Origin of the sequence: Massilia luteola, assembly GCF_034420155.1 — a bacterium.
GTDB lineage: Bacteria > Pseudomonadota > Gammaproteobacteria > Burkholderiales > Burkholderiaceae_D > Telluria > Telluria luteola.
In genome coordinates, this window is record NZ_JAXOFN010000004.1 from 68147 (window position 1) to 92341 (window position 24195).

A 24195-nucleotide genomic window follows, 5' to 3' on the forward strand; every position below is an offset into this window, starting at 1 on the left:
TGCGGCATGGCTGCGCGTCGTGTCACGCCGAGCTGAATCGTAAAACGTCGGCAATTCCGGCTTTAGACCGGCCACAACGGCGGCTCGTCCATCAGCGCGACCTGCTCGCGCAGCTCGAGGATGCGGTCTTGCCAGTAGCGCTGGGTATTAAACCAGGGAAAGGCCGCCGGGAACGCGGGATCGTCCCAGCGCATCGCCAGCCACGCCGAGTAATGGATCAGCCGCAGCGTGCGCAGCGCCTCGACGAGGTACAGCTGGCGCGGATCGAATTCGCAGAAATCCTCGTAGCCGGCCAGCACGTCGGAGAGCTGGCGCACCATCTCGTCGCGCTCGCCCGACAGCAGCATCCACAAGTCCTGCACGGCGGGGCCCATGCGGCTGTCGTCGAAGTCGACGAAGTGCGGACCGTCGTCCGTCCACAGCACGTTACCCGTGTGACAGTCGCCGTGCAGGCGCAGCAGCGGGAGCGCGCCGGCCCGGTCGTAGCAGCGCGCGACGCCGTCCAGTGCCTGGTCGAGGACGCTCGTGTACGCGGTCAGCAGTTCGGGCGGAATGAAGCCGTGGCCGATGAGCCAGGCGCGCGGTTCGCGGCCGAACGTGTCGAGGTCCAGCCGCGGGCGTTCGGCGAACGGCCGCGCGGCGCCGAGCGCGTGGATGCGGCCGATGAAGCGGCCGATCCATTCCAGGGTCGCCGGATCGGACAACTCCGGCGCCCTGCCGCCGCGGCTGGGGAAGACGGCGAAGCGGAAGCCGCCGTGCTCGTGCAGGGTGCGGCCGTCGAGGACGTCCGCCGGCACGACGGGCACTTCCTGGTCCGCCAGTTCCTGCACGAACGCATGTTCCTCGAGGATGGCGGCATCGCTCCAGCGGCCGGGCCGGTAGAACTTGACGACGACGGGCGGGCCCTCTTCGCGGCCGACGCGGTACACGCGGTTTTCGTAGCTGTTCAGCGCGAGCAGGCGGCCATCGCCGTACAGCCCGACGCTGTCGACGGCGTCCAGCACCATCAGCGGATCGAGCCGGGAAAACGGATGACTGCGGGGGTTGTCAGACTGATTATCCATCCCGCCATTGTAAGGCGGCCGGCCGGCACGCGCTTTTTTTCGCCGGCCGCGGCGCGGGAGGCGTTACACTGGCGGCTTCAACGCAAGGAAAACGCAACAATGCAACTCGACCAGCCCCTCTCCGAAAAAGAATTCGACGATCTCGACAACTTCCTCCTGTCCGACCGCTGTCCCGACGACGCGATGACGATGGACACGCTGCACGGCTACCTGACCGCCATCGCGATCGGCCCGGAAACCATCATGCCGGCCGAATGGCTGCCGCGCGTGTGGGGCGAGGAAGACGCCGCGCCCAAGTGGAAGAATCCGAAGGAAGAAGAGCGCATCGTCAACCTGATCATGCGCTTCATGAACGAGGTGCTCGTCACGTTCGAGGTCGCGCCCAAGGAATTCGAACCGCTGTACGTCGAGCACGACATCGGCGGAGAGACGCTGATCGACGCCGAGGCCTGGTGCTGGGGTTTCTGGGAAGGCATGGAACTGCGTCCCGGTTCGTGGGGCGAGATCTGGGATTCGGAAGCGGCCCCGCTGATGCGCCCGATCTACCTGCTGGGCGCGGACGAGATCGAGGAAAGCGAGCTGGCGGAAGTCGAGGACCCGAAGAAGGCACACAAGCTGGCGCTGGACATCGAAGCCAACCTGCCGGGCATCCACCGCTTCTGGCTGCCGCGCCGCAAGGCCGCCGTCGAAACGGTGCGCCGCGACGAACCCAAGGTCGGCCGCAACGACGACTGCCCTTGCGGCAGCGGCAAGAAATACAAAAAGTGCTGCGGGGCCAACGAGGCCTGACACCGGGGTCAGAGCCCGAATTTTGGCAATGGCCCAACTGCATGCTCCAACAACCCGACAATTCGGGGTCAGAGCCCGGTTTGGGTTAATGGCTTATCAACAACCCATGAAATCCCGCCGGGTGTCCTGCTTGGCCACGCAATAAATTAATTTCCCAAAATCGGGCTCTGACCCCGGTTCGGCTGTCAGGCCGCTTCGGCCAGGCGGCTTTCGAACAGCGCCGCCAGCAGGTCCGACTGGCTGATCACGCCCAGGAACACGGCGCGCTCGTCCACCACGGGGATGTGGTGGAAGCCCACATTGCTCATCAGCGGCACGAGCGTGGCGATCGGTTCGGCCGCCTCGACCACGGCGACCTTCGTCGACATCAATTCGCCCACCGTCGCCGCCCGCTCCGGGCGCACGCCCAGCACGTGGGCGAACAGGCCGCGCAGGCGCTCGCCCACCGTCTGGTAATCGTCCAGGCCGGCGTGATGCAGGAAATCGCTCTGGCCGATGATGCCGGCCACGCGGCGCGCTTCGTCCAGCACCGGCAGCGCGTGCAGGTTGTGATGGCGCAGCAGGCGCCAGGCTTCGTCGAGCGGCATGGTCGGCGTGGCCGTCACGACGTCCTTCGACATGATCGCGCCGCAATTCACGGTGCCGAAGCGGCGCGCGTAGGCGCGTTGTTCCGTTTGCAGCAGGATCTCTTCCAGGTCGTCGCGGCTGACGTCCAGCACCTGGCCGTAGCGCGCCAGCACGGCGTCCAGGTCCTCGGCCGTGAAGCCCAGGCGCGCCATCGGCGGCAGGTCGCGCGTCGCGTGCGCGGCCTGCTGCGCGGTGCGCAGCGCCGATTTCTGCGTGTGCGGATAGCGCCGCCCGGTCAGGTTGTTGAAGACGAGCGCGGCCAGCACGATCAGGGTCGAATTCAGGCCCACGGGCAGGAACGCGAACCCGAAGCCGGCGGCGTGGATGGCCGGTCCGCCGAGGACCGCCGTCAGCGCCACGGCGCCGCTGGGCGGGTGCAGGCAGCGCAGCACGAACATCACGAAGATCGCGCAGGCGCCGGCCAGCGGCGCCGCCAGCGCCGGATTGGCGACGGCCTTGGCGCAGATGATGCCGACGAGCGCCGAAATCGTATTCCCCCCGATCACCGACCACGGCTGGGCCAGCGGACTGGCCGGCACGCAAAACAACAGCACGGCCGACGCCCCCATCGGCGCGACCAGGGCCAGCGGCCCGATGCCGGAATGCGCCGTCAGCATGTCGCTGAGGATCGCCGTCACGAACAGCCCCACGAGGGCCCCTGCCACCGCGCGCATGCGTTCGCCGCGCGGCACCGTATTCGGTTGTGGTACGAACGACCGCATCCATTCCAGACTCTTATCCAGCATCATTCCCATCGATTACAAAAAACCGCAACGCTTGGCGCTGCCAAAAAATATCACGTTATGATATATTATTTGATTCCCGAAGCCAACGCCCCGATCGCATAACCCCAGTGAAAGACGAGTTACCCCCGCTGTCCAAGACGGATTTCGCCGCATTGTCGGAATTCCGCCACCAGATGCGGCGCTACGAGCGCTTCTCCGAAAATGCCGTGCAGGCGGCCGGCATCACGCCGCTGCAATACCTGCTCCTCCTGCACATCAAGGGGTTTTCCGGACGCGAATGGGCCACCGTCGGCGAGTTGGCCGAGCGCCTGCAGGCCAAGCAGCACGGCGTCGTCGCCCTGGTGACGCGCTGTGAAGCGGGTGCGCTCGTCGTGCGCCGCACGAACGCGGCGGACCGGCGCCGCGTCGAAGTGCACCTGTTGCCGAAAGGCGAAGCACTGCTGACGCAGCTCGCCGCCGTCCACCGCGCCGAACTGCGCGCCCTGCAAGGCGTCTTTACCGTTCCTAATCTTGTATAACAATATGAAACCTGCCACGCATCCTTCCCCCCCGCGGCGCGATTTTTCAGGCGATGCCAACCTGCTGCGCATGACCGTCCTCGCCGCCCTCATCGGCGCACTCAGCACGGGCGCGGCGCATGTCCTGCTGGGACTGATCCGCTTTTTCACCGACCTGTTCTTCTACGGTAAGTTCTCGATCGCCGACATGTCGCCGGCCAACAACACGCTGGGCCTGTGGGTGATCGCCATTCCCGTGATCGGCGGCGTGATCATCGGCCTGATCGCCCGCTACGGCAGCGAGGCCATCCGTGGCCACGGCATTCCCGAAGCGATCGAGGCGATCCTGTTCAAGCGCAGCGCCATGTCGCCCAAGGTCGCCATCCTGAAACCGCTGTCGTCCGGCATCGCGATCGGCAGCGGCGGCCCGTTCGGCGCCGAGGGCCCGATCATCATGACGGGCGGCGCGATCGGCTCGCTGATCGCCCAGCACTTCCACCTGACGGGCGGCGAGCGCAAGTCGCTGCTCGTGGCCGGCGCCGTGGCCGGCATGACGGCCGTGTTCGGCACGCCGGTGGCGGCCGTGCTGATGGCCGTCGAATTGCTGCTGTTCGAACTGCGTCCGCGCAGCCTGCTGCCGGTGGCGACGGCGTGCGCCGTGGCCGGCTTCCTGCGTCCGCTCGTGATCGGCTCCGGCGCGCTGTTCCCGCTGCAGACCGCGGCCGTGAGTCCCGTCGCCCTCGGCTCCTGCCTGGTGGCCGGCCTCGCGTGCGGCGCGCTGGCCTGGCTCATGTCGACGGCGCTGTACCGCGTCGAGGACGGCTTCCACCGCCTCCCGATCCACTGGATGTGGTGGCCGGCGCTGGGCGGCCTCGTCGTCGGCATCGGCGGCTACTTCCAGCCGCGCGCGCTGGGCGTCGGCTACGACGTCATCGGCGACCTGCTGCACAATCACCTGGCAGCGAGCGTCATCGTCGGCCTGCTGGCCGTGAAACTCGTCATCTGGCTGATCGCGCTCGGCTCCGGCACGTCCGGCGGCGTGCTGGCCCCGCTGCTGATGCTGGGCGCCGGCCTCGGCGCCGTGCTCGGCCCCTACCTGCCGGGCGCCGATCCCGCGCTGTGGCCGCTCGTGTTCATGGCCGCGACCCTGGGCGGCATGATGCGTGCGCCCGTGATGGCCGTGGTGTTCGCGTTCGAGCTCACGCACGATGCCAACGCCGTGCTGCCGCTGCTGGCCGCGTCCGCCGTCGCCTACGGCTTCACGGTGCTGACGATGGGCCGCTCGATCCTGACCGAAAAGATCGCCCGCCGCGGCCACCACATCTACCGCGAATACGGCATCGACCCGCTCGAACGCCACAGCGTGGCCGAGGTGATGAGCGCGGAAGTCCACCACATCGACGCCAACGCCACCATCGGCGACGTGCTGGCCACGCACTTCGGTCCGGCCCAGAAGCACCGCGGCTATCCGGTCACGCGCGGCGGCCTCGTCGTCGGCATGGTCGAACGCGACACGCTGGACGGCCATGCGCCGTCGATGCTCGTCGGCGACCTGTTCGGCGTCAATCCGCCGCTCGTCGCGCTGCCAGGCGAGACCTGCCGCGCCGTCGCCACCCGCCTTGCCGTGCACGGCATCGAGCGCCTGCCGGTCGTGGCGCAGGCCGGCCACGCGCAGCTGCTGGGCGTCGTCAGCCGCAGCGACCTGATCAAGGCGACGGCCACGCTGCACGAGGAAGAACACAACCGCAGCGTCCTGCGCACCCTGCCGCTGACGCGCCGCGGCAGCGCGCAGAACGAAACAGCGGACTGAGCAAAGGCAAACCGGAGGCGCGGAGGGCAGGCAGGGCCGAGCGAGATACTGAACAATCATGTACGATAAGCAACCCGCGTTCGCGCGTTTATCGAGGATAAGAACATGATCAAACCGCTCAAGCACACCCTGCTCGCCGCCGCCCTCGCCGCGGCCGCCTTTTCTGCCCAGGCCGCCGCACCGATGGTCAAGACCCCGGCACCCGGCTTCTACCGCGTGATGGTGGGCGACATCGAAGTCACGCCGATCAGCGACGGCACCTTCGACCTGCCGATGGACCAGTACATGCGCGAGAAGCCCGAGGTGACGCGCGCCGTGCTGGCCAAGAACTTCCTCAAGTTGCCGGTGGAAACCTCCGACAACGCCTTCCTGATCAACACCGGCAGCAAGCTGGTGCTGGTCGACACGGGCGCGGGCACCCTGTTCGGCCCGACCGTCGGCAAGTTCGTCAACAATCTCAAGGCGGCCGGCTACAAGCCGGAGCAGATCGACGAGATCTACATCACCCACATGCACGGCGACCACGTCGGCGGCCTCGTCAGCAACGGCCAGCGCGTGTTCCCGAACGCGACCGTGCGCGCAGGCAAGCCCGACGCCGACTACTGGCTGAGCGAAGCCAACATGAACAAGGCTCCGGCCGACAAGAAAGACTTCTTCAAGGGCGCGATGGCCTCGATCAATCCGTACATCAAGGCCGGCAAGTTCAAGGCCATCGAAGCGGACGGCGAACTGGTCCCGGGCGTCTCCGCCATGGCCGAACACGGCCATACGCCGGGTCACACGGCCTATGCGGTGGAAAGCCACGGCCAGAAACTCGTGCTGATCGGCGACCTGATCCACCTGGCGGCCGTCCAGTTCGACAATCCGCAGGTGACCATCGCGTTCGACAGCGACGAGAAGGCGGCCTATGCATCGCGCAAGAAAGTGTTCGACGAGGCCGCGAAGAATGGCTGGATGATCGGCGGCGCGCACCTGCAGTTCCCGGGGCTCGGGCACCTGGCCACGCAGGGTAAGGGGTATCGCTGGATTCCCGTCAACTACACCCAGATGCGTTAACACCCGGATGCGTTAAAAAACCGATCGTCGTTCCCGCGGAGGCGGGAACCCAATGGTGTTCGCGTCACCGCGAACTTGGGCCCCCGCCTGCGCGGGGGCGACGGCTAAGGCGCAGGGGCGACGGCTAAAGCGCGGGGGCGACGGCTACTCTCGCTCGGCCTCGATCCCCGCCAGCAACGCCGCCAGCTCGTCCATGTCGACGGGCTTCACGAGGTGATGGTCGAACCCGGCCTCGAATGCCGCGCGGCGGTCCTGTTCCTGGCCGTAGCCCGTGACGGCCACCAGCACGATGGCGCCGGTCTGGGCGTCGGCGCGCAGGCGGCGCGCGAGTTCGTTGCCGTCCATGTCCGGCAGGCCGATGTCGAGCAGCGCCACATCCGGCCGTTGCTGGCGCGCCCGCTCGAGCGCGCGGTGCGACTCGTGTTCGACGTCGACCAGGTAGCCGCACGCTTCCAGCAGCATGCCCAGCGTGGCCGCGGCGTCGACGTTGTCGTCGACGACGAGCAGGCGCAGCGGACGCCGCGCCTCCCCCGTCCCCGCTTGCGCGCCGGGCGCGGCGGTGGCCGGCGCGGAGCGCGTCGCCGGTGCCATCAGCGGCAACGCCACCTCGAAGGTGCTGCCCAGCCCCAGGCCCGGACTCGTGCACGCGACGCTGCCGCCGTGCAGCTCGACGAGGTTCTTGACGAGGGCCAGGCCGAGGCCCAGGCCGCCCTGGGCGCGATCGACGGAACGCTGCGCCTGCGTGAACAGGTCGAACACATGCCCCGTCAGTTCCGGCTCCATGCCGATGCCCTCGTCGCGCACCGTCAGCAGCAGCCGGCCGCGGGCGCCGGCGACGACCGCCGCCACCTCGATGCGGCGGCCTTCCGGCGTGTACTTGGCCGCGTTGTTGAGCAGGTTGGCCAGCACCTGCACGAGGCGCGCCTTGTCGCCCAGCACGGTCGCATCCGGATCGGCGATGTCGACGGCGAGGTGCTGGCGGCGCGTCTCGAACATGGGCCGCACCTGCTCGATCGCCTCGTCGACGATGGTGCGCGCGGCGACGGGCGCGCGCGCCAGCGTCACGAGCCCGCGCGTGACGCGCGAGACGTCGAGCAGGTCGTCCACGAGGCTCGTCATGTGGCGCACCTGGCGGCCGATGATGGCGCTGCTCTGGCGCACCCGGTTCTCGTCCAGCCGGCCGATGCGCAGCAGGTCGGCCGCGGCGCTGATCGGCGCCAGCGGATTGCGCAGTTCGTGCGCCAGCATCGCGAGGAATTCGTCCTTGCGGCGGTCGGCCGCGCGCAGCTTGTCCTCCGCCGCCTTGCGTTCCGTGACGTCGCGGAAGAACGAGACGAGCCCGCCGTCGGCCGTCGGATAGGCGCGCACCTCGCACCAGATCTCGACGCCGTCCGCCGTGCGCTGGCGGTACTCCGCGGTGCCGGCCACGCGGTCGCGCATCACGCGGCGGTACATGCGCCCGGCCTCGCTGTCGATCGCTTCCGGCCAGACGTCCCAATGGTTGCGCCCGATGATCGCGCCGGCGTCCATGCGGGCGATGCGCAGGCCGGCCGGATTCATCTGCAGGACGGTCCAGTCGCGGTCGAGCAGCAGGAAGCCTTCCGCGATCGTGTCGAGGATCGTGCGGCCGCGGTCGCGCTCTTCGCGCAGCGTCGTCTGCACGCGCGCCAGGTCGACGGCCGCCCGGATGCGCTCGGCCGTGCCGCGCGCCAGCGCCACCTCGGCGTCGGTCCAGGCATGCGGCCGGTCCAGGCCCAGCACGAGGAAGGCCTGCAGGCGCCCGTCCCTGCGCAGCGGCACGGCCAGGCAGGCGTGGATGTCCAGCGCGAGATACGTACCCTGGCGCGCGGCCGCGCGCGGGTCGGTGCGGACGTCGGTCAACAGCACGGTCTCGCCGGTGCGGCCGGCGCGGCCGAGCTCGGGGCCGAACGCGTCGAGGGCAAACGTGTGGCCGCTCACGGACGCGAGGCCGGGACGGTGCCAGTCGCGCGCCACGGACAGCGTGTCCAGGCCGTCGCCGACCTCGCCGTACAGCACGCGCGCCATGCCGAGCTCCAGTCCCAGCAGGACGCAGCCCGTGCGGATGGCGTCGTCGCCGGAGGCGAGCGGACGCAGCGCGTCCGCCACCGTCAGTTCAAACGCGGCGCGGCGCTCGGCCTGCACGCGGCCGGTCGTCTCGATGACGGTGCAATACAGGCCGGCCACGCGGCCGCTGCCGTCGTGCAGCGGGGAGTACGAAAACGTGAACCAGGTCTGCTCGCGAAAGCCCTTGCGCTCCATCGTGAGCGGCAGGTCTTCAAAATACGCGGATTTGTTGGACAGCGCGCGGTCGACGATCGGCACGAGGTCGGGCCAGATCTCGGACCAGGCCTGCTGGAACGGCGCGTCGAACGCGGCCGGGTGCTTGTCGCCGAGGATGGGAACGTAGGCGTCGTTGTACAGGAAGCGCAGGTCGGGTCCCCAGGCGACGAACATCGGGAACGCGGAGCTGACGGCCATCGACACGGCGGTGGCCAGTTCGGGCGGCCAGCCTTCCGGCGGGCCGAGCGGCGACGTGGTCCAGTCGTGCTCCCGCAGGAGACGCCGGACTTCGCTCTCTCCGCCAAGGCCGGCGGTGGTACGCAGAATGTCAGCCATGGGCAATTCTCGCATACCTTGCGGCGGAACCCATGCACGATTGCAACTTCGTGTCGAAGCCCGCCGAACCGCTTTACAGTTTGATGAAATGCTCGCGGTAGTAGCGCAGTTCCTCGATGGATTCGATGATGTCGGCCAGCGCCGTGTGCTTCTGCGCCTTCTTGAAACCCGAGGCCAGCTCCGGCTTCCAGCGGCGGCACAATTCCTTGAGCGTCGAGACGTCCAGGTTGCGGTAGTGGAAGAAGGCTTCCAGCTTCGGCATGCCGCGCGCCATGAAGCGGCGGTCCTGGCAGATCGAGTTGCCGCACATCGGCGATTTCTTCGCCGGCACCCACTGCCTCAAGAAGGCGATCAATTGCTCCTCGGCCTGGGCTTCGGTGATCGTCGACGCCTTGACGCGGTCGATCAGGCCCGAGCGGCCGTGCGTGCCCTTGTTCCAGGCATCCATCTTGTCCAGCGTCGTATCGCTCTGGTGGACGGCGATCACGGGACCTTCGGCCAGCACGTTCAGGTTGGCGTCCGTGACGACGGCGGCCACTTCGATGATGCGGTCGTTGTCAGGATCGAGGCCGGTCATTTCCATGTCGATCCAGACGAGGTTGAATTCGTTCGGGCGCGGGGTCGCTGCTTCGGTAGGGGTGGCTTGTGACATAATTCTCTCTTTGCTTAATCGCTTTTAATCAGCGGGGTCAGAGTTTAATTTGGCGAGGTCAGAGCACAACCGTGAAAACCGTGCGCTGACCCCGCTGATCAAAATTCGTGCTCTGACCCCGAAAAATAGGATTTTCTCACAGGCACCGCATGCTTTCATCCGCGTTTTCGGTTTTGTTCGTCGTCTTTCTCCTGCTGACCCTCGGCCTGCGCTACTGGCTGGCCCGCCGGCACATCCGTCACGTGCTGCGGCACCGCAGCCAGGTGCCGGCCGAATTCGCCGCAAGGATTCCCCTGTCCGCGCACCAGAAGGCGGCCGACTACACGATCGCCAAGACGCGCTTCGGCCTCGTCGGCGCCATCTGGAACACGCTCGTGCTGACCGGCTTCACCTTGCTGGGCGGGCTGCAGGCCCTGTCGACGGCGCTGCTGCACGCGCTTGGCCCCGGCATGGCGCACCAGGTCCTGCTGATCGTCGCATTCGCCGTGGTCTCCGGCGCGCTCGACCTGCCGTTCTCGTATTACCGCCAGTTCGTGCTCGAGGAACGCTTCGGCTTCAACAAGATGACGCTCAAGCTGTGGATCGCCGACGCCGTCAAGGGCGCGCTGGTGGGCGCCGTCATCGGCCTGCCGCTGCTGTGGGTGGTCCTGACCCTGATGGACAGGACGGGCGCCCTGTGGTGGCTGTACGCCTGGCTCGTGTGGAGCGGCTTCCAGCTGTTGATGATGGTGTTGTACCCGACCGTCATCGCGCCGCTGTTCAACAAGTTCACGCCGCTCACGGACGACAAGCTGAAGGACCGCATCGAGGGCCTGATGACGCGCGTCGGCTTCGCCGCGAAGGGCCTGTTCGTGATGGACGGCAGCAAGCGCTCCGCCCACGGCAACGCCTATTTTTCCGGCTTCGGTGCAAATAAACGCATCGTCTTCTTCGACACGCTGCTGGCGCGCCTGGCACCGGAAGAGATCGAGGCCGTGCTGGCGCACGAACTGGGCCACTTCAAGCTGAAGCACATCGTCAAGCGCATCGCCGTGCTGTTCGCGCTGTCGCTCGCCTTCCTCGCCCTGCTGGGCTGGCTGAAGACGCAGGTGTGGTTCTACACGGGCCTGGGCGTGATGCCGCTGCTGGGCCAGCCGAACGACGCGATGGCCCTGCTGCTGTTCGCGCTCGTGCTTCCGGTGTTCACCTTCCCCTTCTCGCCGCTGACGTCGATCACGTCGCGCAAGCACGAGTTCGAAGCGGACGCCTTCGCCGCGAGCCACAGCGATGCGCGCGACCTCGTCTCCGCCCTCGTCAAGATGTACGAGGACAATGCGTCGACCCTGACGCCGGACCCGATCCACTCCGCGTTCTACGATTCGCACCCGCCGGCCTCGGTGCGCATCCGCCAGCTGCGCCTGGCGGGGGCGCCATGAAGCTCGCCGACCGCCACTGCGCGCACGACGCGCCTGCCCTGGATGATGCCGCCCTCCCCGCGCTGCTGGCCGACGTGCCGGATTGGCGCGTGAACAGGGCCGGTGCCGATGTGCGCATCGAGCGCGAATTCGTGTTCCGCGATTTTCACGCGACGATGGAATTCGTGAACGCCCTCGCCTTCATGATCCACCGCGAAGATCATCACCCTGACCTCACCGTCGGCTACCGCCGCTGCACCGCGGCGTGGACGACGCATTCGGCCGGCAACCGCCTGTCCGACAACGATTTTATCTGCGCGGCCAAGGCCGACGCACTGTACGCGGAACGGGCTGGCGCATGACGAAACCGAATAAGGCAAATGAGTTGACGGGCACGATCGTCGCCGCCCACGGCCGGCATTACCTGGCCGACGTCGACGGCGAATTCCTCCAGTGCGTCACGCGCGGCAAGAAGACCAACATCGCGGTGGGCGATGTCGTGCACCTGAAGCGGACCTCCGCCGACCAGGCCGTGATCGAAAAGATCGCCGAGCGCACGACCTTGCTGTACCGCTCCGACCAGTACAAGTCCAAGCTGCTGGCGGCGAACATCACCCGGCTGTTCATCGTCATCGCGACGGAACCCGGCTTTGCCGACGACCTCATCTCGCGCGCCCTCGTCGCCTGCGAGGCGGCGGGCGTGGACGCCCACCTCATCCTGAACAAGGTCGACCTCGAACCGAACCTCGCCCGCGCGCGCGAACGCGCGAGCCTGTACACGAACCTCGGCTATCCGCTGCACGAGGTGTCGGCCAAGACGCATCCCGAGGACGCCGTCGCGACGCTCACGCCGCTGCTGCAGGGCCAGTCGTCGATCCTGATCGGGCAGTCGGGCATGGGCAAGTCGTCGATCGTGAACCTGCTGGTGCCGGATGCCGACATCGCCGTGCGCGAAATCTCGGAAGCGCTGGACACCGGCAAGCACACGACGACCTTCACGCGCCTGTACAAGCTGCCGGCCGGCGGCACGCTGATCGACTCGCCGGGTTTCCAGGAATTCGGCCTGTACCACCTGACGGAAGGCATGCTGGAACGGGCGTTCGTCGAGTTCAAGCCCTACCTCGGCGGCTGCAAGTACTACAACTGCCGCCACCTGGCCGAACCGCAGTGCGCCGTGCTGCAAGCCGTCGCGGACGGCAAGATCGCGCCGCTGCGCCACGCGCTGTATGCCCAGTTGCTGCACGAGTCGGCGCAGACGTTGTACTGACAACTTTTCCGAACCTTATTTCCCGGAAAACAAGCAAAAACGCTTATAATCCAAGAGATTATCGTATCTCAGGCACAAAAATGGCTGGCACGACTCCCACCAACATCAAGCACTTCCTGCAGTTCTCCGACTTCACCCGCGACGAATTCGAGTACCTGATCGAGCGCGCGACCGTCATCAAGCGCAAGTTCAAGAACTACGAGATCTACCACCCGCTCGTCGACCGCACGCTGGTCATGGTGTTCGAAAAAAATTCCACGCGCACGCGCCTCTCCTTCGAAGCCGGCATGCACCAGCTGGGCGGCGCCGCCATCTACCTGAACACGCGCGACAGCCAGCTGGGACGCGGCGAGCCCGTCGAGGACGCCGGCCAGGTCATGTCGCGCATGTGCGACATCATCATGGTGCGCACGTTCGGCCAGGACATCATCGAGCGCTTCGCCGCACACTCGCGCGTGCCGGTGATCAACGGCCTGACCAACGAGCACCACCCTTGCCAGGTGCTGGCCGACATCTTCACGTACTACGAGCACCGCGGCTCCATCGTCGGCAAGACCGTGGCCTGGATCGGCGACGCCAACAACATGCTGTATTCCTGGCTGCAGGCGGCGGAAGTGTTCGGCTTCCACCTGAACGTGTCGACGCCGAAGGGCTACGACATCGATCCGGCGCTGGTCGCCACGACGAACTACACCTTCTTCGAGAACCCCTCCGACGCCTGCGCCGGCGCGCACCTCGTGAACACGGACGTGTGGACGAGCATGGGCTACGAAAAGGAAAACGCCGAGCGCCTGAAAGCGTTCGACGGCTTCATCGTCGACGAAGCGAAGATGGCGCGCGCCAGCGGCGACGCCCTGTTCATGCACTGCCTGCCCGCGCACCGCGGCGAGGAAGTGGCGGCCGGCGTCATCGACGGTCCGCAATCCGTCGTCTGGGACGAGGCCGAGAACCGCCTGCACGTGCAGAAGGCGCTGATCGAATACCTGCTGCTGGGCCGCATCGAAGATCAATAACCGCACAACCATCGAGTCTGATCGTCGGCCCGGGCCGGGCCGGCTGACCATCACCCCCTCCACATCTGACACCACTGGAACTTCCATGAGCGACATTAAAAAAGTAGTCCTCGCCTATTCGGGCGGCCTCGACACCTCCGTCATCCTCAAATGGCTGCAGGATAACTACCAATGCGAAATCGTCACCTTCACCGCCGACCTGGGCCAGGGTGAAGAGCTGGAGCCGGCGCGCGCCAAGGCGCTGAAGTTCGGCATCAAGCCGGACAACATCTACATCGACGACGTGCGCGAGGAATTCGTGCGCGACTTCGTGTTCCCGATGTTCCGCGCCAACACCGTGTACGAAGGCGAATACCTGCTGGGCACGTCGATCGCGCGTCCGCTGATCGCCAAGCGCCTGATCGAGATCGCCAACGAGACCGGCGCCGACGCCGTGTCGCACGGCGCGACCGGCAAGGGCAACGACCAGGTCCGCTTCGAGCTGGGCGCCTATGCGCTGAAGCCGGACGTCAAGATCATCGCCCCGTGGCGCGAGTGGGACCTGCTGTCGCGCGAAAAACTGCTGAAGTACGCGGAAGACGCCGGCATCGACATCGACATGAAGCACAAGAACGGCGGCGCACCGTACTCGATGGACGCCAACCTGCTGCACATCTCGTTCGAAGGCCGCCACCTGGAAAACCCGAGCGCGGAAGCCGAGGAATCGATGTGGCGCTGGACCGTGTCGCCGGAAGCGGCACCGGACGACGCCGAGTACCTCGACATCGAATTCCAGCACGGCGACATCGTCGCCCTGAACGGCAAGCCGATGACACCGGCCGCCGTGCTGACGGAGCTGAACCGCCTCGGCGGCAAGCACGGCATCGGCCGCCTGGACCTGGTGGAAAACCGCTACGTCGGCATGAAGTCGCGCGGCTGCTACGAAACCCCGGGCGGCACGATCATGCTGCGCGCGCACCGCGCCATCGAATCGATCACGCTGGACCGCGAAGTCGCGCACCTGAAGGACGACCTGATGCCGCGCTACGCCTCGCTGATCTATAACGGCTACTGGTGGGCGCCGGAACGCGTCGCGCTGCAGACGCTGATCGACCACACGCAGAAGAGCGTGAACGGCTGGGTGCGCGTCAAGCTGTACAAGGGCAACGTGATCGTCGTCGCGCGCGACTCGAAGACGGATTCGCTGTTCGACCAGACCATCGCCACGTTCGACGAAGACGGCGGCGCGTACAACCAGGCGGATGCGGGCGGCTTCATCAAGCTGAACGCGCTGCGCATGCGTATCGCGGCGAACGCGCGCAAGAAGCGCGGCCAGTAAAGCCTGAACGGCCATGCAAGGCCGCCGGTCCGAAAGGCCCGGCGGCTTTTTTTGCGCATAAAAAGGCCGTCCTCCCGCTCACGCGAAAGGACGGCAAGGGAGGCGCGCCACCCGGTCTCCGCCACACCCCGCATTGCCCCCACGGCTGCGGCGAACGGCGGACACCGTGCATCGGCGGCTGGCGCCGGCTCACAACTCAAAAGTGAACGTTAGCGGTCAGGCTGGCCCAGCGCGGCGCTCCCGGCGTGTAACGGTAGCCGCTCTTGTTGATCGCCGCGACGTAATCCTTGTCGAACAGGTTGTAGACGTTCAGGCGCAGGTCCAGCCAGCGATTGACCTTGTAGTCCGCCACGGCATCCGCGACCCAGTAGGCGTCCGCATACGCCGGCGTGCCGACGGCGCCGTCCCTGCCGCGCAGCAGCTTGCCCTGGTAGCGCACGCCGCCGCCGATCGTGAAGCCATGCGGCAGCCGGTACGTCGTCCAGCTGGTGAAGGCCTGCTTCGGCGTGTACGACAGTGCATTGGCGCCGCTCGCCGTGACGGCCTTGCCCGCCTCGATGCTCGTGTCCATATACGTGTAGCCGGCATTGACGGACCAGGCGCGCGTGATCTCGCCCGTCACGGCCAGTTCGATCCCCTGCACGCGTTTCTTGCCGGTCTGGTAGTACTTCAGGTCGACCGGATCCTGCTCGACCTCGTTCTTCACGTCGGTGCGGTACAGCGCGGCGTTCAGTGCGAGGCGGCGATCGAGCACCTCCCATTTCGCGCCGACTTCCGTCGTCGTGCTGGCCTGCGGTTCGTAGATCGGATTCGCCGCGCTGTTCGCATTGCCGCTCAGCGCCAGGTTCGAGCCGGGCGGGTTCTTCGAATCGGCCCACAGCGCGTACACGCTGCTCGTGGCCGTCGGCTTGTACAGCGCGGACACCTTGCCGCTCGCGAGGTTGTCCGACAGCTCGATGTGCGTCGGCATGGGCGTCCCCACCGGCAGCGCCGGATTGGACGTCGCCGTCGACAGCGCGATCGCGTCGTACGTCGTGTCGAAGTGGTCGAGGCGCGCGGACGCGTTGAAGATCCATCGATCTCCGAACTTGATCGTGTCGAGCAGGTAGCCGGATGCCGTCGCCGACTCGCCCTGCGTGCGGGCGCCGCTGCGCTGCAGGTCCAGGCCCGTCACCGGTGACCCCGGGTCCGGGTGGTACAGGTTCGCGGGCAGCAGCGTGCCGCCGCCGACGTAGCTCCGGTTCGACTGCTTCTCGTTCGACAGGTCGAGGCCGGCGACGAGCGTGTGGCGCAGCGCGCCCGTGTCGAAGCCGGTCGTCAGCGTCGTCTGGTTGGCGAGCACGGTATTTTCCTGGTCCTTGATGGTGCGCGTCGTGCGGGCCAGCGACCACGTGGACGGGTCGGCCGCGGACGGGGTGACGATGTTGGCCGACGTGCCCATGAAGGCGCTGAGCAGGTAGAACTGCTTCGTCTTGCCATAGCGGCTCGTGTTCTTGAGCCGCATGCCGTTGCGGAATTCATGCTCGATGATGGCGGTGGCCATGTCGGCCGTCACGCGGTCGAAGTCGGACAGCGCGCCGTAGAACCCCCGCGGATCGACGGGCGCGGCGCCGCCGAGGAAGGCGCGCGTCGCGTCCGGGCTCGTGTAGCCGGGCAGGCCGATGGTCGGCACGCCGCCGTCCGGGCGGTTGTCCTGCCTGACGTGCAGGTAGTCGAGGTAGACGTGGGTCGGGCCGCGCAGGCCGAACGCGAGCGACGGCGCGACGGCCCAGCGTTTCTCGCGTACGTCGTCGCGCGCCGCGTTGCCGCCGCCCTGGTCCAGCACGTTCAGGCGGAACGCCGTGCCGCCGGTGCGGTCGATGACGCGGTTGATGTCCGCCGTGGCGCGCACGCGGTCCGCGCTGCCGGCCGTCAGGCTGGCGGCGCCGACGTTCTTGAGCCGGGGCTGCTTCGTGTCCAGGTTGATGGAGCCGGTCGGCGCGCCGCGGCCCGTGTCCGTGCCGGCCGGGCCCTTCAGCACGTCGATCTGTTCGATGTTGAAGACGTCGCGCGAGACGGAGCCGATGTCGCGGATGCCGTCGACGAACAGGCTGCCCGACGTGTCGAAGCCGCGCATGTAGACGGCGTCGCCCGTGTTCGTACTGCCGTTCTCGCCGAGGAAGAACGTGCCCACGCCGGGCGTGTTGCGCAGCGCTTCGGTCAACGTCGTGGCGCCCTGCTGCTCGAACAATTCCTTCTTGATGGCGATGACGGTCTGCGCCGTGTCGACCAGCTGTTCCGTGTACTTGGCCGATTGCGCCTGGTCGGCCTTGTAGTCGTTGTCGCGCGCGCCGGTGACATGGACGCGGTGCGGACGGTCGCCGCCGTCGGCATCCGCGTCGGCCGCGTGGCCGGCAAGCGGCAGCATGAGCATGGCCAGGGCGGCGCCGGCGCGGCGCGGCGTGAAGGGATGTTTGCGGCTGGTGATCGTCGTTCTCATCGTGGTCCGTTCGTGTCGTTATTGGGTGCTTGTCGAAACGCCACGACTGTACCAAAATTCCGCGCATAAGTAAACGCGAATCATTCTCATTATCGTTATTAAATAAACCCGTGCGCTGTCCCGGGAACGAGATATGCCGGCCGGCGCACGCGCGCCACGGATTGCCGGCGTTGCGCCGGCTGCACTGTCAGACCAGCACGGGCTCCGGTTCCAGCCGCACGCCGAAACGGGCCTCGACGTCGTCCTGGATGGCGCGCGCGAGCGCCACGATCTCGGCCCCGGTCGCGCCGCCGTTGTTGACGAGCACGAGCGCCTGTTTCGGATAGACGCCCGCGCGTCCGAGGTTCTTGCCCTTCCACCCGCAGCGGTCGATCAGCCAGCCGGCGGCCAGCTTTTCGCTGCCGTCCGGCTGCACGTGGTGCACGAGGTCCGGCCATGTGGCGAGCAGGCGCGCGCAATGGTCGCGCGCGACGACCGGGTTCTTGAAGAAGCTGCCGGCGTTGCCAATCTCGGCCGGATCGGGCAGCTTGCGGCGGCGGATCGCGATGACGGCATCGGCCACCTGGCGCGGCGTCGGCGCGTCGACGCCCTGCACGGCCTGCGCCAGTTCCGCGTAGCGCACGTTGGGCGTCCACGCGCGCGGGAGCGCGAAGGTCACGTCCAGCACGACGAGCGCGCTGCCTTCCGGATGCTTGAACACGCTGTCGCGGTAGCCGAAGCGGCAGGCGGCCGCGTCCATCGTGCGCGTCGTGCCGGCGGCGAAATCGAAGACGGTCAGCGAATGAAAGCTGTCCTTGACTTCGGCCCCGTACGCGCCGATGTTCTGGATGGGCGAGGCGCCGACCGTCCCCGGGATCAGCGCCATGTTCTCCAGGCCGCCGAGGCCTTGCTCCAGCGTCCATTCCACGAAGCCATGCCAGTTCTCGCCCGCGCGGGCACGCACGAGGATGGCATCATCGGTCGTGCCGACGATCTCCTTGCCGGCCAGCGCCATGTGCAGCACGAGGGCGTCGACCTCGTCGTGCGCGATCAGCAGGTTGCTGCCGCCGCCGAGCACGAGGCGCGGCAGCGCGGCCAGTGCGGGGTCGGCTGCGACGAGGGCCAGCTGGGCCGGATCCGTCACGCGCAGGTAGCGCCTGGCGCGCGCGGGAATGCGGAACGTGTTGAAGGCGTCGAGGGGGACGTCGAACGATAAAGGCAGGTCGGCTGGCATGGCTGAGGCGGGAAGTGTTTGGCGCATTATAGTGGCGCGCGCGTTGTTGGTTACAATATCGCTATTCATCACTGTGCAAGACAAAGGAAAAAACACAATGCCATCGTTTGATGTGGTCTGCGAAGCAGACATGGTCGAAGTCAAGAACGCCATCGAGCAATCCAACAAGGAAATCGGCACTCGCTTCGATTTCAAGGGCAGCTCGGCCAAGGTCGAGCAGAAGGAGCGCGAGATCACCGTGTTCGGCGACTCCGACTTCCAGCTCGGCCAGGTGCGCGACGTGCTGTTGAACAAGATGACGAAGCGCAAGGTCGACGTGCGCTTCCTCGACGAAGGCAAGATCGAGAAGATCGGCGGCGACAAGGTCAAGCAGGTGCTCAAGGTGCGCAACGGCATCGAGACGGAAGACGCGAAGAAGATCACCAAGCTCATCAAGGAAAGCAAGATGAAGGTGCAGGCGTCGATCCAGGGCGAGACCGTGCGCGTGACGGGCAAGGACCGCGACACGCTGCAGGAAGCCATCGCCCTGCTGCGCAAGGACGTCAAGGACCTGCCGCTGGAATTCAACAACTTCCGCGACTGACCACCGCTTCCCCAGGGCCGCACGACCGTGCGGCAAATGGTGCTCTCGGGCGACCCCGCGTGGGGTAGAATGCGGGGTGCGCGAACACGCCGTCCGCGGCGTTGCCATATAAACAAAGATAACAAGATCGTCCAGGGTCGAGGCCCCCGGTAGTTTAAGGATAGCAATGAAACGTGTTGATGATTTCCGCCTGCGTTTGGGCAGCAAGGAATACGTGCCCATCATGATCGGCGGAATGGGCGTGGACATTTCCACGTCGGAATTGGCGCTGGAAGCTGCGCGGCTGGGCGGTATCGGCCACATTTCCGATGCGATGGTGCCGGACGTGTCGGACCGCAAGTTCGACACCAGCTTCGTCAAGGAAAAGACCAAGCTCTACAAGTTCAACATCAACAATATGGACAAGTCGGTCGTCCAGTTCGACCTCGAACGGCTGGCCGAGGCGACCCGCCTGCACGTGGGCGCGACGATGGCGGCCAAGAAGGGCGATGGCCTGATCTTCGTGAACTGCATGGAAAAGCTGACGATGAATGCGCCGAAGGAAACGCTGCGTACGCGTCTGTCGGCGGCGCTCGACGCGGGCATCGACGGCATCACGATGTCGGCCGGCCTGCACCTGGGCTCGTTCGAACTCATCAAGGACCATCCGCGCTTCCGCGACGCCAAGCTGGGCATCATCGTCTCGTCCGTCCGCGCGCTGCAACTGTTCCTCCGCAAGGTCTCGCGCCTGAACCGCAACCCGGACTACATCATCGTCGAAGGCCCGCTGGCCGGCGGCCACCTCGGCTTCGGCATGGAAGACTGGAAGGACTACGACCTGCACACGATCATGGACGAGATCCATGCCTACCTGAAGGCCGAGCAGCTCGACATTCCCCTGATCGCGGCCGGCGGCATCTTCACGGGCAGCGACGCCGTGTCGTTCCTGGAAAAAGGCGCGGGCGGCGTGCAGGTGGCGACGCGCTTCACGGTGACCCACGAATGCGGCCTGCCGGACACGGTCAAGCAGGAATACTTCCGCGCCAGCGAGGAAGACATCATCGTCAACGGCGTCTCGCCGACGGGCTATCCGATGCGCATGCTCAAGCAGACGCCGGCGATCGGCTCGGGCATCCGCCCCGGCTGCGAATCGTACGGCTACCTGCTGGACGCAACGGGCAATTGCGCCTACATCAATTCGTACAATCGCGAAGTGCAGGCGAATCCCGGCCAGAAGAACATCCAGGTATTCGACAAGACCTGCCTGTGCACGCACATGCGCAACTTCAATTGCTGGACGTGCGGCTCGACGACGTACCGCCTGAAGGACACGACGCACAAGCTGTCCGACGGCACGTACCAGATCCTGTCCGCCGAACACGTGTTCAAGGATTACCAGTTCAGCGTGGACAACCAGGTCGCACTGCCGCCGCGCCAGGAAGCGGCGGCCTGACGGGCTGACACGACCCAAACGAACGGCGTGCCTCGGCGCGCCGTTTTCATATCAAGAGCCCGCACGGAACGGAAGCCCGTCCGCACTGTCCAACGGATACCAATCACGAGACAGAGGGTGGCATGTCCGATCCCGAACCGCCCAGCCGCTGCGTCTTCCTCACCGACGGGACCGGCACCATCCAGGCCTGGAACGATGCCTGCGTAGCGCTGTTCGGCGTCCCGGCCGGCCAGATCCTCGGCCGTCCCATCACGACCTTGTTCACGCCGGCCGGGCGCGACGTCTGGAGCGCGGGCTGGAGCGCCGTCGCGGGCCACGCCGAAGGCGCCGAACTGCACGTCGACCTCCACTGCGCGAACGGCCGCGTGCTGGAAGGCACGCTGACCCTGGCACCCCAGTTCGACGGCGACGGCAAGCCGCACGGCTGCGCCGTCGCCGTCGCCACCGGCCGCGAACGGGGCGGGACGGAAGCGGACCGCGTGGCGCGCACACCGCTGTCCGCCATCGTCGACATGTTCCCCGGCACGTTTTACGCGATCAACCGCGACGGCCGTTTCGTGCTCTGGAACCATAACCTCGAGCGCGTCACCGAGCTGTCCCCCGACGAGCTGGGCGCCACGCGCGCGCTGGACCTGATCGACATGGGGGAACGCGCGACCGTGTCCGCAGCCATCGACCAGATCTTTGCGACCGGTGACGAAGCCAGGCTCGAGGTGGACTACGTCTCCAGGAGCGGACGCGACATTCCCATGGTGCTGTGCGGCACGCGGGTGCGCTGCGACGGCGGCGAATACCTGCTCGGCATGGGCGTGGACATCACCGAACGGCGCGCGCGCGAACAGCAGTTGCGCCTGCGCGAGCGCGCCCTGCACGCGGCCAGCAACGGCATCGTGATCACCCGGCTGGACAGCGGCCAGAGCGTCATCGAATATGTGAATCCAGCCTTCGAGCGCATCACGGGCTACCCCGCGGCGGAGATCATGGGCACGGACCCGCGCTTCATGGCCGCGCCCGGCATGGACCTCGGCGAACGCGCCCAATTGCGCGAAGCGATCGCGGCGCGCGTGGGCGCGAAGGTCGTGCTGCGCAACCTGCGCAAGAACGGCGAAGTGTTCTGGAACGAGCTGAGCATCACACCCGTGCAGGACGACCACAGCACCGTCACCCACTACATCGGCGTCATCACGGACGTCACCGCGACCATGCTGCGCACGGCGCACCTGGAACACGAGGTCAACCACGATGCGCTGACGGGCCTGGCCAATCGCAACCTGCTGTGGGACCGGCTGGAACAGGCGCTGCACCTGGCCCAGCGCCACAAGTCGCTGGTGGCCACGGTGCTGATCGACCTCGACAGCTTCAAGGCCATCAACGACACGTTCGGCCACGAGGCGGGCGACGTCGTGCTCAAGGTCGTGGCGCGCCGCCTGCAGGCGTCGGTGCGCGACAGCGACACCGTGGCGCGCATGTCCGGCGACGAGTTCGTGCTGATCCTCGCCAACCAGCCGTCGCTGCGCTTCACCCTGCGCATGGTCGACCGCCTGCGCCAGAGCTTCGCGATTCCCGTCGCGTTCAACAACCGCGAAATCCCCGTCGGCGCCAGCGTCGGCGTGTCGCTGTATCCGCACGACGGCAACACCGCGGCGGAGCTCGTGCGCGCGGCCGACCTCGCCATGTACCACGGCAAGGGCAGCGGCCACAACGATGTCCATTTCTTCTCGGCCGACATGAAATCGACCACCGAGGCCAGGCACCGCATCGAACTGGCCCTGCGCGACGCGCTCGACAACGACGAGCTGTTCCTGCTGTACCAGCCGCGCGTCACCGTGAACGGCAACCGGGTCGCGGGCTTCGAGGCGCTGCTGCGCTGGCGCCATCCCGACCAGGGCGTGCTGCCCCCTGCCCGCTTTCTCGCCGAAGCCGAGGAAAGCGGCGTGATCGTCCCCATCGGCCAGCGCGTGCTCGACCATGCCTGCGCCTTCGCCGCCAAGCTGCGCGCGGCGGGATTCGAGGACGTGCCCGTCACCATCAACGTCTCGCACCGCGAGTACTGCCAACCCGGCTTCCTCGCCTGCCTGGCCGACCGCCTGACGCGCCACCGGCTGCCGCCGCACAGCCTGCAGCTCGACCTGCGCATCGACGGGCTGATCCGCAATCCCACCCTGGGGCGAGAGTTGGCCGACCAATTGCACACGCTGGGCGTGGGCCTGTCCGTCGACGGCTTCGGTGCCGGCCTCTGCGACCTCGGCTACCTGCAGCAGCTGGCGGCCAGCCAGGTCAAGCTGGCGTCGGGCACGATCCAGGCGCTGATGAACGGCGGCCAGGCCGTCGCCAAGAGCCTGATCGACATCGGGCACAACCTGAACATGGCGGTGGTGGCCGAGGCCGTGGAAACACGGCCCCAGCTGGAATTCCTGGAATCGCATGGCTGCGACCAGTTCCAGGGCACCTGGTTCAGCGGGCCGCTGGCGGCGGAAGCGGCGCAGCGGATGCTGGAGGAACAGCTGCCGGCATGACGTCCGCGTGGGCACGGGGTGCCCACCATGTGGGTCCGCAGCCTTATCCCTCGCTCGAGATCCGCTTGATCAATGCGCCGAGCACATCCTCCGCCATGTCGTTCGACACCTGGCAGGTGCCCGCATTCTCGTGCCCGCCGCCGCCGTATTCCAGCATCAGGGCGCCGATATTCGTCTTCGACGTGCGGTTGAGAATCGACTTGCCCGTCGCGAACACGGTGTTCTGGTTCTTGAGGCCCCACAGCACGTGGATCGAGATGTTCGTCTCCGGGAACAGCGCATAGATGATGAACCGGTTGCCCGCATAGATCACGGGCTCGCCGCGCAAGTCGAGGACGACGAGGTTGCCGTGGACGCGGGCGCAGCGCCGGATCTGCGCCTTGCACTGCTCGCTGTGCTCGAAGTACAGCCGGGTGCGCTCCTGCACGTCCGGCAGCTGCATGATCTGGTCGATGCCGTGGTTGCGGCAGTAATCGATCAAGTCCATCATCAGCTGGTAGTTCGAGATGCGGAAGTCGTGGAAGCGGCCCAGTCCCGTGCGCGCATCCATCAGGAAATTCAGCAGGTTCCAGCCCGTCGGATCGAGCACTTCCTCGCGCGTGAAACGGGCCGCGTCGCCCTTGTCGACGGCGTCCATCATGTCGCGCCAGGCGGCCGGGAAGGCGCGCGTGGCGCCGTAGTAGTCGTACACGACCCGCGCGGCCGACGGCGCCTTGGGATCGATCACGTGGTTGTCGCGCTGGCCCGTGTTGCGGATCGTTTCCGACAGGTGATGATCGAACGCCAGGTGCGCTCCGGCAACGTAAGGCAGATTCGTCGTGATGTCGCGCGTGCTGATGGCGATTTTGCCATCCTGCATGTCTTTCGGGTGGACGAACAGGATCTCGTCGATCAGGTCCAGGTGCTTGAGGAGAACGGCGCAGACGAGGCCGTCGAAATCGCTGCGGGTAACGAGACGGTAACGCTGAAGAACGGCAGACATCGGCAAACCCCTTTCATGTCGCAAATGACGGATGGGCTGGCGCAGCCAGGACGTCGTCCATCATACCGCGCAATATTGCGATTTAACAGTTTTTCTATACGTCATCACGGTGTCATGAAC

The 24195-nt window shown here is 66.6% G+C and carries 19 protein-coding genes; 12 read left to right on the forward strand and 7 right to left on the reverse strand.

Features of this window, described 5'->3' with window-relative positions:
- Positions 1-62 precede the first annotated feature (62 nt).
- Positions 63-1064 carry a serine/threonine protein kinase gene (locus tag U9J41_RS06990; RefSeq protein WP_322401337.1) on the reverse strand — a complete coding sequence of 334 codons (1002 nt, stop codon included), beginning with the start codon at positions 1062-1064 and terminating at the stop codon, positions 63-65.
- Positions 1065-1163: 99 nt separating this feature from the next.
- Here U9J41_RS06990 and U9J41_RS06995 point away from each other — a divergent pair, with 99 nt between their 5' ends.
- The gene (locus tag U9J41_RS06995; RefSeq protein WP_322401338.1) at positions 1164-1853 is read left to right on the forward strand and encodes a UPF0149 family protein; all 690 of its coding nucleotides are present in this window, start codon (positions 1164-1166) and stop codon (positions 1851-1853) included.
- Between the two features lie 185 nt (positions 1854-2038).
- On the opposite strand, the gene U9J41_RS07000 is transcribed toward U9J41_RS06995, so the two are convergent.
- Positions 2039-3226 carry an HPP family protein gene (locus tag U9J41_RS07000; RefSeq protein WP_322401340.1) on the reverse strand — a complete coding sequence of 396 codons (1188 nt, stop codon included), beginning with the start codon at positions 3224-3226 and terminating at the stop codon, positions 2039-2041.
- Between the two features lie 173 nt (positions 3227-3399).
- Here U9J41_RS07000 and U9J41_RS07005 point away from each other — a divergent pair, with 173 nt between their 5' ends.
- The 3 genes from U9J41_RS07005 to U9J41_RS07015 all read left to right on the forward strand — a co-directional run bounded on the left by U9J41_RS07005 (position 3400) and on the right by U9J41_RS07015 (position 6589).
- Positions 3400-3744 carry a MarR family winged helix-turn-helix transcriptional regulator gene (locus tag U9J41_RS07005; protein WP_322401622.1) on the forward strand — a complete coding sequence of 115 codons (345 nt, stop codon included), beginning with the start codon at positions 3400-3402 and terminating at the stop codon, positions 3742-3744.
- Positions 3745-3748: 4 nt separating this feature from the next.
- Positions 3749-5533, forward strand: a complete 1785-nt coding sequence (locus tag U9J41_RS07010; protein WP_322401341.1) for a chloride channel protein — start codon at positions 3749-3751, stop codon at positions 5531-5533.
- Positions 5534-5638: 105 nt separating this feature from the next.
- Positions 5639-6589 carry an MBL fold metallo-hydrolase gene (locus U9J41_RS07015; protein ID WP_322401343.1) on the forward strand — a complete coding sequence of 317 codons (951 nt, stop codon included), beginning with the start codon at positions 5639-5641 and terminating at the stop codon, positions 6587-6589.
- Between the two features lie 144 nt (positions 6590-6733).
- Here U9J41_RS07015 and U9J41_RS07020 read toward each other — a convergent pair whose 3' ends face one another.
- Both U9J41_RS07020 and orn read right to left on the reverse strand, forming a co-directional pair.
- On the reverse strand, positions 6734-9226 hold the full coding sequence (locus tag U9J41_RS07020) for a hybrid sensor histidine kinase/response regulator (protein ID WP_322401345.1): 2493 nt from the start codon (positions 9224-9226) through the stop codon (positions 6734-6736).
- A 73-nt stretch (positions 9227-9299) separates the two neighbouring features.
- A complete protein-coding gene (gene orn, locus U9J41_RS07025) occupies positions 9300-9878 on the reverse strand; it encodes an oligoribonuclease (protein ID WP_322401347.1) in 579 nt (192 codons plus the stop codon).
- Positions 9879-10027: 149 nt separating this feature from the next.
- Here orn and U9J41_RS07030 point away from each other — a divergent pair, with 149 nt between their 5' ends.
- From U9J41_RS07030 to U9J41_RS07050, 5 genes are all read left to right on the forward strand, one after another.
- On the forward strand, positions 10028-11293 hold the full coding sequence (locus U9J41_RS07030; protein ID WP_322401349.1) for a M48 family metallopeptidase: 1266 nt from the start codon (positions 10028-10030) through the stop codon (positions 11291-11293).
- Positions 11290-11634 (forward strand): 4a-hydroxytetrahydrobiopterin dehydratase, encoded by a 345-nt coding sequence (locus tag U9J41_RS07035; protein WP_322401350.1) that lies wholly within the window; start codon positions 11290-11292, stop codon positions 11632-11634. The genes U9J41_RS07030 and U9J41_RS07035 overlap by 4 nt, the downstream gene beginning before the upstream one ends.
- Positions 11631-12539 carry a ribosome small subunit-dependent GTPase A gene (gene rsgA / locus U9J41_RS07040; RefSeq protein ID WP_322401352.1) on the forward strand — a complete coding sequence of 303 codons (909 nt, stop codon included), beginning with the start codon at positions 11631-11633 and terminating at the stop codon, positions 12537-12539. The genes U9J41_RS07035 and rsgA overlap by 4 nt, the downstream gene beginning before the upstream one ends.
- 80 nt (positions 12540-12619) lie before the next feature.
- Positions 12620-13552, forward strand: a complete 933-nt coding sequence (gene argF / locus U9J41_RS07045) for an ornithine carbamoyltransferase (protein ID WP_322401354.1) — start codon at positions 12620-12622, stop codon at positions 13550-13552.
- Between the two features lie 85 nt (positions 13553-13637).
- Positions 13638-14870, forward strand: a complete 1233-nt coding sequence (locus tag U9J41_RS07050; protein ID WP_322401355.1) for an argininosuccinate synthase — start codon at positions 13638-13640, stop codon at positions 14868-14870.
- A 196-nt stretch (positions 14871-15066) separates the two neighbouring features.
- Here U9J41_RS07050 and U9J41_RS07055 read toward each other — a convergent pair whose 3' ends face one another.
- Positions 15067-17349 (reverse strand): catecholate siderophore receptor Fiu, encoded by a 2283-nt coding sequence (locus U9J41_RS07055; RefSeq protein WP_322401357.1) that lies wholly within the window; start codon positions 17347-17349, stop codon positions 15067-15069.
- A gap of 187 nt (positions 17350-17536) precedes the next feature.
- Positions 17537-18562, reverse strand: a complete 1026-nt coding sequence (murB, locus tag U9J41_RS07060; RefSeq protein WP_322401359.1) for a UDP-N-acetylmuramate dehydrogenase — start codon at positions 18560-18562, stop codon at positions 17537-17539.
- Positions 18563-18659: 97 nt separating this feature from the next.
- Between murB and U9J41_RS07065 the strand changes: the two genes are divergently transcribed.
- The 3 genes from U9J41_RS07065 to U9J41_RS07075 all read left to right on the forward strand — a co-directional run bounded on the left by U9J41_RS07065 (position 18660) and on the right by U9J41_RS07075 (position 23093).
- Positions 18660-19145, forward strand: coding sequence for a YajQ family cyclic di-GMP-binding protein (locus tag U9J41_RS07065; RefSeq protein WP_056447454.1), 486 nt, complete (start codon positions 18660-18662; stop codon positions 19143-19145).
- 166 nt (positions 19146-19311) lie between these two features.
- On the forward strand, positions 19312-20577 hold the full coding sequence (locus U9J41_RS07070; protein ID WP_322401360.1) for a nitronate monooxygenase: 1266 nt from the start codon (positions 19312-19314) through the stop codon (positions 20575-20577).
- A gap of 122 nt (positions 20578-20699) precedes the next feature.
- On the forward strand, positions 20700-23093 hold the full coding sequence (locus U9J41_RS07075; protein ID WP_322401362.1) for a sensor domain-containing protein: 2394 nt from the start codon (positions 20700-20702) through the stop codon (positions 23091-23093).
- A 43-nt stretch (positions 23094-23136) separates the two neighbouring features.
- Here U9J41_RS07075 and U9J41_RS07080 read toward each other — a convergent pair whose 3' ends face one another.
- Complete coding sequence (locus U9J41_RS07080; RefSeq protein ID WP_322401363.1) at positions 23137-24075, reverse strand: exopolyphosphatase; 939 nt, start codon at positions 24073-24075, stop codon at positions 23137-23139.
- Positions 24076-24195: the final 120 nt, after the last annotated feature.